General features: G+C 55.7%; 13 protein-coding genes and 5 tRNA genes. 3 read left to right on the forward strand and 15 right to left on the reverse strand.

The annotated features are described in order from the left end of the window. Window positions 1-81: 81 nt before the first annotated feature. From rplA to AB5Z25_RS08725, 11 genes are all read right to left on the reverse strand, one after another. Window positions 82-789 (reverse strand): 50S ribosomal protein L1, encoded by a 708-nt coding sequence (gene rplA / locus AB5Z25_RS08675; protein WP_368135327.1) that lies wholly within the window; start codon window positions 787-789, stop codon window positions 82-84. 117 nt (window positions 790-906) lie between these two features. Further along, window positions 907-1,335, reverse strand: coding sequence for a 50S ribosomal protein L11 (rplK, locus tag AB5Z25_RS08680; protein WP_368135328.1), 429 nt, complete (start codon window positions 1,333-1,335; stop codon window positions 907-909). A gap of 120 nt (window positions 1,336-1,455) precedes the next feature. Further along, entirely contained in the window at window positions 1,456-1,992 is a 537-nt protein-coding gene (gene nusG / locus AB5Z25_RS08685; RefSeq protein WP_099432095.1) for a transcription termination/antitermination protein NusG, read from the reverse strand. Between the two features lie 3 nt (window positions 1,993-1,995). Next, the gene (gene secE / locus AB5Z25_RS08690; protein WP_117583102.1) at window positions 1,996-2,334 is read right to left on the reverse strand and encodes a preprotein translocase subunit SecE; all 339 of its coding nucleotides are present in this window, start codon (window positions 2,332-2,334) and stop codon (window positions 1,996-1,998) included. A 76-nt stretch (window positions 2,335-2,410) separates the two neighbouring features. Continuing rightward, window positions 2,411-2,486: transfer RNA gene (locus tag AB5Z25_RS08695), tRNA-Trp, on the reverse strand. A gap of 13 nt (window positions 2,487-2,499) precedes the next feature. Next, a complete protein-coding gene (gene rpmG, locus AB5Z25_RS08700) occupies window positions 2,500-2,649 on the reverse strand; it encodes a 50S ribosomal protein L33 (protein WP_022093895.1) in 150 nt (49 codons plus the stop codon). A gap of 279 nt (window positions 2,650-2,928) precedes the next feature. Beyond that, window positions 2,929-4,119 carry an elongation factor Tu gene (gene tuf / locus AB5Z25_RS08705; RefSeq protein WP_035137538.1) on the reverse strand — a complete coding sequence of 397 codons (1,191 nt, stop codon included), beginning with the start codon at window positions 4,117-4,119 and terminating at the stop codon, window positions 2,929-2,931. A 96-nt stretch (window positions 4,120-4,215) separates the two neighbouring features. Further along, a tRNA-Met gene (locus tag AB5Z25_RS08710) sits at window positions 4,216-4,292 on the reverse strand. A 3-nt stretch (window positions 4,293-4,295) separates the two neighbouring features. Beyond that, window positions 4,296-4,371, reverse strand: a tRNA-Thr gene (locus tag AB5Z25_RS08715). Between the two features lie 10 nt (window positions 4,372-4,381). After that, window positions 4,382-4,463, reverse strand: a tRNA-Tyr gene (locus AB5Z25_RS08720). A 404-nt stretch (window positions 4,464-4,867) separates the two neighbouring features. Further along, the gene (locus AB5Z25_RS08725) at window positions 4,868-5,701 is read right to left on the reverse strand and encodes a MurR/RpiR family transcriptional regulator (protein ID WP_070100711.1); all 834 of its coding nucleotides are present in this window, start codon (window positions 5,699-5,701) and stop codon (window positions 4,868-4,870) included. A gap of 153 nt (window positions 5,702-5,854) precedes the next feature. Here AB5Z25_RS08725 and AB5Z25_RS08730 point away from each other — a divergent pair, with 153 nt between their 5' ends. Together AB5Z25_RS08730 and AB5Z25_RS08735 are read left to right on the forward strand one after the other, a co-directional pair. After that, window positions 5,855-7,273: a glycoside hydrolase family 1 protein gene (locus AB5Z25_RS08730; RefSeq protein ID WP_161145281.1), complete on the forward strand. Its 1,419-nt coding sequence runs from the start codon at window positions 5,855-5,857 to the stop codon at window positions 7,271-7,273. Window positions 7,274-7,297: 24 nt separating this feature from the next. After that, window positions 7,298-8,683 (forward strand): PTS transporter subunit EIIC, encoded by a 1,386-nt coding sequence (locus AB5Z25_RS08735; RefSeq protein ID WP_368135329.1) that lies wholly within the window; start codon window positions 7,298-7,300, stop codon window positions 8,681-8,683. 533 nt (window positions 8,684-9,216) lie between these two features. On the opposite strand, the gene AB5Z25_RS08740 is transcribed toward AB5Z25_RS08735, so the two are convergent. After that, a tRNA-Thr gene (locus tag AB5Z25_RS08740) sits at window positions 9,217-9,291 on the reverse strand. Window positions 9,292-9,515: 224 nt separating this feature from the next. On the opposite strand from AB5Z25_RS08740, the gene AB5Z25_RS08745 reads away from it, so the two are divergent. Next, window positions 9,516-10,856, forward strand: a complete 1,341-nt coding sequence (locus tag AB5Z25_RS08745; protein WP_368135330.1) for a DNA-binding protein — start codon at window positions 9,516-9,518, stop codon at window positions 10,854-10,856. Between the two features lie 27 nt (window positions 10,857-10,883). Here the strand turns inward: AB5Z25_RS08745 and AB5Z25_RS08750 are convergent, their stop codons facing one another. From AB5Z25_RS08750 to AB5Z25_RS08760, 3 genes are all read right to left on the reverse strand, one after another. Then, complete coding sequence (locus tag AB5Z25_RS08750) at window positions 10,884-11,561, reverse strand: NYN domain-containing protein (protein ID WP_006234978.1); 678 nt, start codon at window positions 11,559-11,561, stop codon at window positions 10,884-10,886. 3 nt (window positions 11,562-11,564) lie between these two features. After that, window positions 11,565-12,473 (reverse strand): 23S rRNA (guanosine(2251)-2'-O)-methyltransferase RlmB, encoded by a 909-nt coding sequence (rlmB, locus tag AB5Z25_RS08755; RefSeq protein ID WP_368135331.1) that lies wholly within the window; start codon window positions 12,471-12,473, stop codon window positions 11,565-11,567. 143 nt (window positions 12,474-12,616) lie between these two features. After that, window positions 12,617-12,874, reverse strand: a 258-nt coding sequence (locus AB5Z25_RS08760; protein ID WP_438265633.1) for a CysS/YqeB C-terminal domain-containing protein, incomplete at its 5' end; no start/stop codon positions are given.

Consider the following 12,874-nt stretch of genomic DNA (forward strand, 5'->3'; position numbering starts at 1 on the left):
GATAGCAAGAAACCCGGTCCTGCACGAGACAGAACCGGGTTTCTTTAGCAATGCTTGCTTTGCTCAGGCAGTAACCGTTAGTTACTCAGCCAGGAAGTCGCGCTGGATAGCGGGATCGACCTTGACGCCAGGGCCCATGGTGGAAGACACGGAGATGGACTTGACGTACTTGCCCTTAGCAGAAGAGGGCTTGACGCGCAGAATCTCGGTGTACAGGACAGCATAGTTCTCGACGAGCTGCTGCTCGGAGAAGGACTTCTTGCCCAGGGGCACGTGGCAGATGCCGTAGCGGTCGGCGCGATACTCAACGCGGCCGGCCTTGAGCTCGGAGACCATCTTGGCGACGTCCATGGTCACGGTGCCGAGCTTGGGGTTCGGCATGAGGCCACGGGGACCAAGGATCTTACCGATGCGGCCAACCTTGGCCATCATGTTCGGCGTAGCGATAGCGGCGTCGAAGTTGATCTCGCCCTTCTGGATCTGGGCGACGAGCTCGTCGGAACCGATGATGTCGGCGCCGGCAGCCTCGGCCTCGCGGGCCTTCTCGCCCTCGGCGAAGACGGCAACACGAATGGTCTTGCCGGTACCGTGGGGCAGGGAGATGGAACCGCGGATGTTCTGGTCGGCCTTACGAGTATCGACGCCCAGACGGAAGTGGGCCTCGACGGTCTCGTCGAACTTGGCGGTGTCGAGCTCCTTGATGAGCTTGGCAGCCTGAAGGGGGGTGTAGAGCGTGGCGCGGTCGATCTTCTCGGCAGCGGCGTTATAGCTCTTACCATGCTTAGCCATGTGCATTACCTCCTGTGGTTAAACGGGCGCGAGCCCTCCCACATCGTATCGTGTGCCCTATTGCACACATTTAACGGGCGCCCCGGCCGGAGCACCCGTCGTTACCAAAAGAAATCGCTACTCAGCGATGGTGACGCCCATGGAACGGGCGGTACCGGCGATGATCTTCTTGGCGGCGTCAATGTCGTTGGCATTGAGGTCCGGCATCTTGATCTCGGCGATCTTGGTGAGCTGCTCCTGGGAGAGCTGACCAACCTTGTCGGCCTGGGGCTTAGCGGAACCAGACTTGAGGTTCAGCTCCTTCTTGATGAGGTGAGCCGCCGGCGGGGTCTTGGTGATGAAGGAGAAGGACTTATCCTCGTAGACAGTGATCTCAACGGGGATGATGTCGCCCTTCTTGTCCTGCGTCTCGGCGTTAAAAGCCTGGCAGAACTGCATGATGTTCACGCCAGCAGCGCCCAGGGCGGGGCCGACGGGAGGAGCGGGGCTAGCTGCACCAGCAGGAATCTGGAGCTTAATGACGTTGGCAACCTTCTTCTCAGCCATGGTCATTCCTTTCGAATCACGAGTGTGAAGTACTTGCTATATCGTAAGCACGCACGTGTTAGAAGCACTCCTGAGATGAGCAGTCACAGAAGAAGCACGCTCGCGCGAACGGACGAAAACTTAAGCGATGACAGCGACCTGGTTAAAGTCGAGCTCGACCGGCGTCTCACGGCCAAAGATCATCAGCGTGACCTTGAGCTTGCCTGCCTCGGTGTTAACCTCGGAGACCTTGCCATCAAAGTCGGTAAGCGGGCCATCGGTGACGCGGACGGACGTACCGACCTCAATATCAACCGACGTACGCTTGGGCGAATCGCCCTTACCGGGACGACGAGTCATCTTATTGTACTCGTCGCGGGAAAGCGGAGCGGGCTTGCCATTGCCGCCCAGGAAACCGGTGACGCCGGGCGTGTTGCGAACACACGTCCAAGCATCGTCATCCATCTCCATGCGAACCAGGACATAACCCGGGAAGATCTTGGAATCCTTGGTCTCGCGCTTGCCACCCTCTTTAATCTCGGTGACACGCTCCATAGGAATCTCGATATCAAAGATACGGTCCTGCATGCCCATGGTCTCGATGCGATGCTCGAGATCGGACTTAACGCGGTTCTCGTATCCAGAGTAAGTGTGAACGACGTACCAACGCTTAGACATGGTTTAGCCCCTCAATCCAGAGAACAGAGCAAGAGCCTCGCCAAAGCCAGCATCGAGCAGAGCGATGACGACGCCGACGACGATCAGAGAAGCGCAAACGACGACCGAGTAGTTCACGAGCTCCTTCTTATCGGGCCACGTGACACGCTTCATCTCGGACTTCACCGAAGCGAAATACTTCTTGGTGCGGGCAAAGAAACCAGGCTTCTCGTTCTTCTTGGACTTCGCAGCCTTCTCGTTCTTCTTGGCAACGGCCTTCTTGGCCTCAACCTTGGAGTTGGCGGCAGCGTTGTTGGCAGGTGCCGGCTGCTGAGCCTTCTTCTTGTTCTTCTTGTTGGCCATTTGGGTTACCTCCGCGCAATGCGCTTATACATGAGTAAACCGTAAGCCCCCAATTGGGAGCTTACGGAATAATGACTGGCACGCCAGGAAGGACTCGAACCCTCAACACTCGGTTTTGGAGACCGATGCTCTACCAATTGAACTACTGGCGTATGTGACTAGAGACTAGCGAGTCTCTTTGTGCAGCGTGTGGTGACGGCACCAGGGGCAATACTTCTTGATCTCCATACGATCAGGCATGGTCGACTTGTTCTTGGTGGTCGTATAGTTGCGGCGCTTGCACTCAGTGCACGCAAGAGTAACTAGAGTACGCATGTATCCTGAACCTTTCATTTCCGCCCCGTACGGGCACGAGTTGTTACTTTATCAGCTCCACGTAAGTGCTGTCAATGAAAACCTCGAGTAAATTGGTTCTCGGTGGATCCATTCATATTTGGAACACATCAATGAAGCCATCGAGAGCTAATCGACGGTGCATCCAGGACCATTATCGACCCTCTCGACACCAGCAACGGCTCAATATCCATTGCAGAAAAGAACCCGGCACCCATATAAGTGCCGGGTTCTCTAAGTCAGCTATATCAAAGAGCTAATTTACTCAATGATCGTGGAGACGATGCCCGAACCGACGGTGTGGCCACCCTCGCGGATAGCGAAGCGCAGGCCCTCCTCCATGGCGATCGGGTGGATGAGGTCGCCCTCGATGGTGATGTGGTCACCAGGCATAGCCATCTCGGTGCCCTCGGGGAGCTTGACCGTACCGGTAACGTCGGTGGTACGGAAGTAGAACTGAGGACGATAACCATCGAAGAACGGGGTGTGACGGCCGCCCTCCTCCTTGGTCAGAACGTAGATCTCACCGGTGAACTTGGTGTGCGGGGTAACCGAACCGGGCTTGCAGAGAACCTGGCCGCGCTCGATGTCCTCGCGCTTGATGCCGCGGAGCAGCAGACCGACGTTGTCGCCAGCCTCGCAGAAGTCCATGGACTTACGGAACATCTCGATACCGGTAACGACGGTGTTCTGGGTATCCTTGATGCCGACGATCTCGACGGGCTCGTTGAGCTTGAGCTCACCGCGCTCGACACGGCCGGTAGCAACGGTACCACGGCCAGAGATGGTCATAACGTCCTCAACGGCCATCAGGAAGGGGAGGTCGTTGTTACGAGCAGGCGTCGGGATGTACTCGTCGACGGCCTTCATGAGCTCGCGGATAGCGTCCATCCACTTGGCGTCGCCCTCGAGAGCGCCCAGAGCGGAACCACGGATGACGGGGATGTCGTCGCCGGGGAAATCGTACTCGGAGAGGAGCTCACGGGTCTCCATCTCGACGAGGTCGATGAGCTCGTCATCGTCGACCATGTCGCACTTGTTCAAGAAGACGACGATGTAGGGAACGCCGACCTGACGGGCGAGCAGGATGTGCTCGCGAGTCTGAGCCATGGGGCCGTCGGTAGCGGCGATGACCAGGATAGCGCCGTCCATCTGAGCAGCACCGGAGATCATGTTCTTGACGTAGTCAGCGTGGCCCGGGCAGTCAACGTGAGCGTAGTGACGGGCAGCGGTCTCGTACTCAACGTGGGAGACGGAAATCGTAATGCCGCGCTCGCGCTCCTCGGGAGCCTTGTCGATGTTCTCGAACGCAGTGAAGTCAGCCTTGCAGCCCTCGGTCTCGGAGAGAACCTTGGTGATGGCAGCGGTCAGCGTGGTCTTGCCGTGGTCGACGTGACCAATGGTGCCGATGTTAACATGCGGCTTAGTGCGCTCAAACTTCTCTTTGGCCATAAAGCCCTCCTCTTAACAGGTCGTCCCCGGACGGGACTTTGCCTTTATACCATAGTGGCCTCTCAACATACTATTGAGAAGCCACCGTGTTACCTATGGTAGCGGTGACTGGATTCGAACCAGTGACGCCACGGGTATGAACCGTGTGCTCTAACCAACTGAGCTACACCGCCGGATGGAGCCTGCAACCAGACTTGAACTGGTGACCTCTTCGTTACCAACGAAGTGCTCTACCGACTGAGCTATACAGGCACTTGACGGGTGGGAGCTATAGGATTCGAACCTATGTAGGCAGAGCCAACGGGTTTACAGCCCGTCCCCATTAACCACTCGGGCAAACTCCCAATCGTTCAAGTATCCGCAGGTCCTTTGGTCTTTTGGACCGCCGCCCCCGCGAACGAAGAAGATAATACGATGCCACCTTGGGGGCTGTCAACGAAAACCTCTAGATACACGGTGCCGGGCGTATCTATATAGCCGTGACCTGCGGTTTTATTGAATTTGGATATGAAGGACAGTGGTTTTGGATACTGAGGTGACGTTTCCCAAGGTAACACTTTGCTGTAGTGGAGTACACCTTCAGTATCGAACTTCGATACCAGCTTATTTGCACCTATATATAGGTCGAGATCGGGGCTTCCACGCCACGATCGAGCGTGGATTATCTCCCACTTTTAGCGCGGCTCTAAGGCCAAAGTGGCAGATTATCCACGTTCATTCTCCAGGCGAGAGAACTGTAAAGCCGCAACTACTCGGGCCAGGCCAAAGTAGACCCATAAAGCGGCTCCCCCTTGGTGCAGGGGTAGCGACTCAAGTAACACGACGATAGCAAGTCGAAAAAATAAGTCATGGCGTATTTCGAATAAACGCCGAGTCGGTCAATTCCGTTTCCCGCATTACCAAGACGATATACACGGTCAAAAGACCTCGATTTGTCATCGTTGCTAAACGCAGTAATTAGAATCTTCCTGCCCGAACGGCAATCAAGATACTCACGCGCCTGTGACGCAAATAGCCCGGAGACCGATACGAGAATTATCAATGACTGCGAAGCGTCTCCCATGTTTTTCAATTCCGCGACGTTAGCCCCAGCAACTATGCGAACTATCTTGCCCGCATAAAACATTTCCTGCTGAAATCGTACGAGATTGGCGCTCACATTATTGGTGCACCAGATTTCAACGTTTTTATGGCCATCAATTTCGTCGACAAGATGCTTAATAGCGATATCGGACACGCCGCTTTCAACCTCAGCGAACATCTCGATCATGCGAACGTCGAGCTCTGCCCTGTACTCCTCGTAGCCAAATTCCTCCTCTCGATGGCTTAAGTCGCTTGGAAAGACTGACTGAGTAAATGATTCTTTCAAATCGCTAAGAGACTGGTAGCCCAATCGATTGCAGAAACGACGAACAGCGGAACGAGTCACGAATGCATCGCGGGTTATTGCGGCAACATTGATTTCGCTCGAACGCCTAATGTGAGCGATGAGATATCGAGCGATGGCGGCATCGTTTGACCCAAACTCGCTGTTGATGATGGAGCTAATGCGATTGAGCACATCGAAGTCATTGATATTCACGTGATCCCTCTTTCCGCTCTCCTCGAAATCATGGTTCATTTATTGAATCAAACAGCTTTGGTCGTTCTCCTATGATTCAAATCAGTTGACGTCATCTTAATCATAATTCCGCCACACGTATTCACCGTGTTTTGAGTGATGGAAAGGGGATTCATGGGCAACGTGAACAACATGCCGTTTCTCTGGGGTTCCGCCACGGCGTCTTATCAGTGCGAGGGTGCCTGGAACGAAGACGGCAAAGGCCTTGGTGAGTGGGATTTCTTTAGCCACACAAGCAATAAGAACATCAACCATGTTGACGGTGATGTATCTTGCGACTTCTACCATCGCTATGAAGAAGATATCCGCATGATGAAAGAAGGCGGACAAAACACCTATCGCTTCTCTCTTTCATGGAGTCGAATCATCCCCACGGGTATCGGCGAAGTGAATGAAGAGGGTATCGATTTTTATAATCGGGTCATTGATTGCTGCCTCGAAAATGGCATAGAGCCCAACGTTACGCTGTTCCATTACGATCTGCCATTCACGCTTGCTTGCAAAGGCGGATGGCTGAACAACGACATGGCAGAGTGGTTCTGCAAATACGCCAAGATTTGCTTTGAGCGCTTTGGAGACCGCGTCAAAATCTGGGCTACCGTTAACGAGCCGCATTTCTACAGCTACTGCGTAAACATGTTGGGCAACTATCCCCCCAATCGATCGCTCGATGTTCAGTCGTACATGCAGTTTCAGTACAACCTGATGCGCGCAAGCGCACTCGCAGTCCGAGCATATCGTCAAATGGGCTACGACGGCATCATCGGCGCCGTCCACGATGGCGGCGTTGTCGAACTCGACCCGGCAACCGAGCACCCTGATGACGTATTTCGATACGCAGACTTTTTCGCCAATCGCATGATTCTGGCACCAGCGCTTCAGGGTCAACTGCCGCCAGAAATGGACGAAATCCTTGAAAAACTTGGCGTCTCGCTCTATCGATCCCCAAATGACGTAAAAGAATTCAGAGACGGTAAAGTCGATTTTATTGGACTCAACGTGTATTGCCGAGAGTATGTAACCGACTGGCACGGTGGAGAGCTTGCCGTTTCGGCGAACAATAAGGGCAGTTCGAGCAAAAGGGTCGAAGGAAAATGCATTGCGCCCTTGTTTGAAAGCGCCCGCGACAGCAATGTTCCCCGCAATAAATGGGGCCGCGAAATACTCCCAAGTTGCATGTATTCAACCATCATGGATGTCCACGAGCGCTATGACGCGCCCCGCATCTTTATTACGGAAAACGGACATGGCGCCTATGAGCAACCAGACACAGACGGAATGATCCACGATGATGACCGCATCGAGCTTCTGGGCCAGTTCATCGAGCACATGATGAGGGCTAAGCGCGACGGCGCGCGCGTTGAGGGTTACTACCTCTGGTCGACGATGGATCTGTATAGCTGGATCAACGGCTACGAAAAACGATACGGACTTGTCCATATCGACTTCGAGAACAATCTGGAGCGCACCCCCAAAAAGAGCTGGTATTGGTACCGAGACCTTATCTCGAAGTATCAAGAGCAGGAAGGTTAGGAGAAAGAGATGAAATATCAGGCAATGTCCGAAACAGTCCTAAAGGCTGTTGGCGGCAAAGAGAACATTACATCGGTAACTCATTGTGCGACACGCCTTCGCATCGACGCACGAGACACCTCGATCATCGATCTCCAGCTCGCCAAATCGGCCGATCAGGCGCTCGGGGCAGTAGTCAGCGGTGGCCAGCTTCAGGTGATCATCGGCCCCAACGTCACCGAGGCTTACAACGACTTCCTCGACTTCGCGGGAATCGAAGTCGGCGGTGGCACGGTTGCCGACGATGCCCAAACCGCCAAAGACCTTGCAGAAGGCATTAAAAGCGGTAACACCGCCATGGGCTTGATTGAGAAATTCGGGAACGTCTCTGCACAGGTATTCATGCCCATCGTCCCGGCGCTCATCGTTGGCGGACTCATTCTTTCGATCAAGAATCTCCTGGTCAATTATTGCGGATTAAGCACCGATAGCGGAACCGCCCAGGTCCTGTTGGCGATCTTTAGCGCTTCGTTTAGCTTCTTGCCCGTTTATCTTGGTTATCAGCTCGCAGCCGTCATGAAGATGCAGCCCATCATGGGCGCATTGCTGGGCGCGATCATGATCAGCTCGTCCATTAGCGGTGCCGAGGGTCTCGACTTTCTTGGTATCCCCATCCCGACGAACGACTATTCGAGTACGGTAGTGCCCATCGTACTGGGCGTTGTGTTCATGTACTTTGTCGACCGCAGCCTTCAGAAGATCATTCCCGACGTTACCAAACTGTTCTTGAAGCCGCTGCTCACCATGATCATCGTCGTGCCCGTCGAGCTGATTATCCTTGGCCCCGCCGGCAGCATGATGGGCTACGCGCTGAGTGATGCCGTCACGTGGCTTATGGACAACGTGGCATTTATCGCTACTCCGATCCTGGCAGCCCTTAACCCCTATTTCGTCATGCTCGGTCTCGATAAGGCTTACATCGCAATCGAAGTTACGAGCCTGGCGCAGCTCGGTTGGGCACCCATTATCTTTGGATTCATCTCGAACCTCTGCATTGGCGGCACGAGCCTCGCCCTGGCAACTGCCATGAAGGGAAACAAGGAGAAGAAGGGTATGGTCACCACGGTTGCCGTTACCGCACTCTGTGGCGTAACCGAGCCCGCGTTCTACGGTTGCCTCATCGAGCGTCCCCGCCTGCTTGTCGGCACGGCAATCGGCGCGCTCTGCGCTGGACTCCCTGCAGGCATCTTTGTTCTGAAAGAGTATGTTGCGGGAGCATGCCCCGGCCTTCTTTCGGCACTCATCTTTATCGCTCCCGATGGGTCCATGGGCAACTTCGTGCTGGCATGCGTTGTCGCCATCATCGCCATCGTCGTCTCTTTCATCGCTGCACGCGTAATCATCAAGAAGAACCCCAGCTATATTGAGTAGATGCCCGCTGTTTGCATTGGGGACATCCTCGGCAGACCATTAGCAAGAACCCAAGAAGTCCCTTAGGAGCTCGATTAATCCATTCGGATTCCTGAGGCACAAACGACCCCGATTCCACAATGAAATCGGGGTCGTTGTTTCTAAAGCCGTCGATAGACAATCGGTGTTTACCTTAGCTCCCTATCCAAGTTAATTATCCACGCTCGTTCTCCGGTCGGGAGATTTTCTTCGCTCGCGTGTCCAGAAATCCACGCTCGAGCAGGACATCCAGGTCCGCGCCCGCCCTTGTCTCGATCTGTAACAGCAAGAGGCCTATTCCGCTTCTACATGTTACAGATCAAGATATTCCTAAAACACCCTAAGTTTCATCTCAATCTGTAACAGTTAGATGCCAAATATCGGTCTTGGTGTTACAGATTTAGACAAACTGGAGGACGAGACAAACCAAAAACGGGATGGGCGCTAACCCGATGGCGCACCACCTAAATAGAAACGGGCCCTGTCCCATATAGAGACAGAGCCCGAAACTCTCATGGAGCCAGTGACAGGAATCGAACCTGCAACCCACTGATTACAAATCAGTTGCGCTACCGTTGCGCCACACTGGCACACTTGGCGCTTTCACGCGAAGCGAGTTAAGAATAAAGGAATTGCGGACGGGGCGCAACAGGCCGCACGGCGTTATACAAATATGCAAAATCCAGCAACAACGCGTACCAGGCCCGTTCATTTCTGTCAGTGCGCCCTCAATCTTAAAACCATTCGCCAGAACGAATAGTTTTAATTACAATTGCTATATATAAAACTATTCGTTCTAGCGAAGGGTTTCGCGATGCTTACTACCAAAGAAGCCGCCGAGCTGCTCGGCATCACTCCGCGCAGGGTGCAGGAGCTCATAAAAAACGGAGCACTTGAGGCCCGCAAGGCTTCTGGTGTATGGCTCATCGACAAAGACAGCGTCGACACGCGACTCCGCTCTGTGACCAAAACGGGGGGACGTCCCCGCCGCGGCCACGGTAAGAGCGAGATCGCGTTCACCCTCATGAACCGCACGTACGAAGTCGCTCAGCTGGTCTACAGTACATCGCGAAAAGACTTTACCCACATCGGTGCCGACATCGATTACGCCCACGCCCCTATTGGAGTATTTGGCCCTAATAGCCCCATATCGCTAGACTCCTTCCGCATCTGGTGGCGCGGCCGCGGTATCCCGCTCGCACGCATTGGGCTAGCCTCCCTGCTTGCAGAAGCCGCAGTCGATGTTCCCGATGAACTCGTCCAGCGAAATCTAGGCCTCTCCTTATCCGACCAGTATTGGATTAGGCCCCAAGGTTCCGGTCTCACCTGGGAGGATATCAACTTCTTCAATAACGCCTTTGATGACGTCTCGCTGTCCATTGCACCCTTTGCCCCAGAGGGAAAAGCGGCTGCCGCAAAGCCCGATAACACCTCGGACGGCAATCTTCAAAAGTACTGGACATGCGAGGGCGAACGTCGAATTCTGCATAAGGCAGGAGCGCACCTGGACCAGGAACCTTATAACGAGCTGGTGGCGACCGCGCTCCACCGTCGCATCCTAAACGCCTGCGATTATGTGCCTTACTCGCTCGAGGGCACGGGCACTTCCGCCCTGAGCACATGCGATGTCTTCTTAACTGATGAAGAAGAGTATGTCCCTGCGTTCTATGTAAACCAGCACGCAAACGCAGATGAACGGCTAACCGACTACGAGCGATATGTAGCAAACTGCGAGGAGCTCGGGGTGACAGGCGTCAAGGATGCCCTTGACCGCATGATCGTATGTGACGACATCATTGCCAACTACGATCGTCATTGGCGCAACTTCGGCCTCGTGCGAAACGTAAACACGCAAGCTTGCAGACCTGCCCCCATCTTCGATTCGGGCTCATCGCTCTGGTGCAACATATCACTAGAGGAGCTTAGGGCGGGAGAGCACAGTTTTACCAGCGCACAATTTCATTCAAGCCCCGCCAAACAAATGTTGCTCGTCGAGGACATGGGCTGGTTTGACGGCGACAAACTCGAAGGCTTCGTTGACGAGGCAATCGAGATTCTTTCCAGAAACGACGCGCTCACGGCAAGGCTGCCATATCTAAAAAAGGCGCTAACGTGGCGCCTCGAAAGAATGATCGACATCGCTGAATGGAGTTAGCGAGGCAGCATTGCCCCGCCAACTTCCCTACCTCCCGCGCAGGGCCTTGAGCTTGGCCAGGGCATCGGGGCTCAGGCGACTGCCCAGAGTCATCTTGATCTGCGGAGCTTCCTCTGCCTCGTGAACGTCGTTATCGATCTGTTTGATCTCGTCCACCAGCATACGGCTCGAGATGCGCGTGACACCCTTGCCCATGACGACGGCCTGGATCGTGCCGTCGCTCGATACCACAGAGCATGCGCGGCCTTCCTCGCGCGCCTCGATGCAGAGCTTTTGCACCACGGTATCGGCTGAAACACCCGTCGGCGAGAACTCGATGCGCACGCCGCGGGCCGGCAGGTTGGGACGTTCACTGGAGATATTGCCCGCGCCGTCAAACACGATCACGGCCTCGTAACGGCCCTGGGCAAAGGCAGCAACGTCGTTGATGAGGGCGGTGCGCGCCATATCGTGGACGTCGCTGGAATACGGATCGTCGGAATGGTCGTACACGAGCTTTTCGTAGCGCGGCGTGCAGTGGATCACGTTGTAACCGTCGACCACCAGCAGCTCGGGCTTGTTGGAGTGCACCGTCGAGACTGGGTCGGCGATAGCCTGCGCAAACGCATTGCCGCCCACGCCGTAGGTCGCGGCCGAAACAATCGGCTTGGCCGAGCCCTCGCCAAAGCGCTTGGCCTTGGACTTGGCACGGTTCTTTTTGGACATGCGCTACTCCTCCCCCATCAGCTCGCCGGCGTTGCGGCGCAGCCACTCAAAGCACAGCGCCGTGGTCGCCTGGGCAACATTGAGGCTCTCGGTCATACCGCGCTGGGGAAGCTTGGTCAAAAAGTCGCATTTCTCGAGCACCAGACGCGAGATGCCGTCGCCCTCGGAGCCCATGACGAGCGCCACGCGGCCCTCGAAAGGAGCATCCCAGCAACTGCCTTCGGCGTGCTCGGAAGCACCGCCCACCCAAAAACCAGCGGCCTTAAAATCGTCGAGCGCACGGGCGATATTGGGAACCTGCGCGATAGGCAGATGCATGACGGCACCGGCTGAGGTCTTGTAGCTGCCCACGGTCACGCCGGCGGCACGCTTATTGGCAATGACGACGCCCGCCGCGCCCACAACCTCGGCGGAGCGCACGATGGCGCCAAAGTTGCCGTCGTCGGTCACATGGTCGAGCACGACGACGAGCGCCGGACCGTCGCCCGCACGGTCGAGGATATCGGCAACATCGGCATAGGGGAAGTTGCCAACCTCGAGCGCAATGCCCTGGTGAGCGCCATGGCTCGACAGCGCATCGAGCTGCGCGCGCGGCACATACTTAATGCGGACACCCGCGGCGTTGAGGTCGTCGACCAGGCGCGACAAGGCGGCATCGCGCTCCCCGCCCTCGGCAATGAGCGCGCACTTGACGGGAAAGCCGGTACGCAGCGCCTCGGCGGCAGCACGGCGACCTTCGATAAACTCGCCCTTGGGAGCCTGAACATTGTCGCGGTTGCGCTGCGGACGTGCGGCCTGGGTACGATCGCGCTGGCCCTTGGGAGCGGCAGCGCGGTCGTTACGGCGAATCGGACGCGAGCCGGAAGCGGCCTGCTTGCCGCCACGAGGTGCACGCTTGCGATTGTCGGCCATAAAACGGCCTCCTTAAATAGATAACGAACAAGAATCGACCGTCCGAGCCACGGCACCTTGCCTTTCAATCGTCGGGCATGACCACCAGGTCTATGCCCTCCTCTTTCAAGGCAATCTGCCGCACCTCGAACGGTCGACAAATACTAGAGACTCTTAATACGAGTGCCCGCGGCAGTATCCTCAATGGTGAGGCCCAGGTCCTTGAGCTGGTCGCGGATGGCATCTGCCAGATCCCAGTTCTTGGCGGCACGGGCCTCGGCGCGGGCCTCGAGAATCTTGGCAGCAGCCTCGTCCACGTCGTCACCCGTGTAGGCAACCAAACCGGCGGCAACGCCCAGCAGGCCCAGCGGCAGCTCGACCTTGGGCTCGGGGAGCTCAACGCCAAACGTATCGAGCAGCTC

This window comes from Collinsella aerofaciens, from assembly GCF_040910325.1.
In the GTDB taxonomy this organism is placed as follows: domain Bacteria; phylum Actinomycetota; class Coriobacteriia; order Coriobacteriales; family Coriobacteriaceae; genus Collinsella; species Collinsella aerofaciens_BL.

Bases quoted from the DNA above. Each gene is read 5' to 3' on its own strand.
- rplA (WP_368135327.1), bottom strand. From the start codon at position 789: ATGGCTAAGCATGGTAAGAGCTATAACGCCGCTGCCGAGAAGATCGAC.
- rplK (WP_368135328.1), bottom strand. From the start codon at position 1,335: ATGGCTGAGAAGAAGGTTGCCAACGTCATTAAGCTCCAGATTCCTGCT.
- nusG (WP_099432095.1), bottom strand. From the start codon at position 1,992: ATGTCTAAGCGTTGGTACGTCGTTCACACTTACTCTGGATACGAGAAC.
- secE (WP_117583102.1), bottom strand. From the start codon at position 2,334: ATGGCCAACAAGAAGAACAAGAAGAAGGCTCAGCAGCCGGCACCTGCC.
- rpmG (WP_022093895.1), bottom strand. From the start codon at position 2,649: ATGCGTACTCTAGTTACTCTTGCGTGCACTGAGTGCAAGCGCCGCAAC.
- tuf (WP_035137538.1), bottom strand. From the start codon at position 4,119: ATGGCCAAAGAGAAGTTTGAGCGCACTAAGCCGCATGTTAACATCGGC.
- AB5Z25_RS08730 (WP_161145281.1), top strand. From the start codon at position 5,855: ATGGGCAACGTGAACAACATGCCGTTTCTCTGGGGTTCCGCCACGGCG.
- AB5Z25_RS08735 (WP_368135329.1), top strand. From the start codon at position 7,298: ATGTCCGAAACAGTCCTAAAGGCTGTTGGCGGCAAAGAGAACATTACA.
- AB5Z25_RS08745 (WP_368135330.1), top strand. From the start codon at position 9,516: ATGCTTACTACCAAAGAAGCCGCCGAGCTGCTCGGCATCACTCCGCGC.
- AB5Z25_RS08750 (WP_006234978.1), bottom strand. From the start codon at position 11,561: ATGTCCAAAAAGAACCGTGCCAAGTCCAAGGCCAAGCGCTTTGGCGAG.
- rlmB (WP_368135331.1), bottom strand. From the start codon at position 12,473: ATGGCCGACAATCGCAAGCGTGCACCTCGTGGCGGCAAGCAGGCCGCT.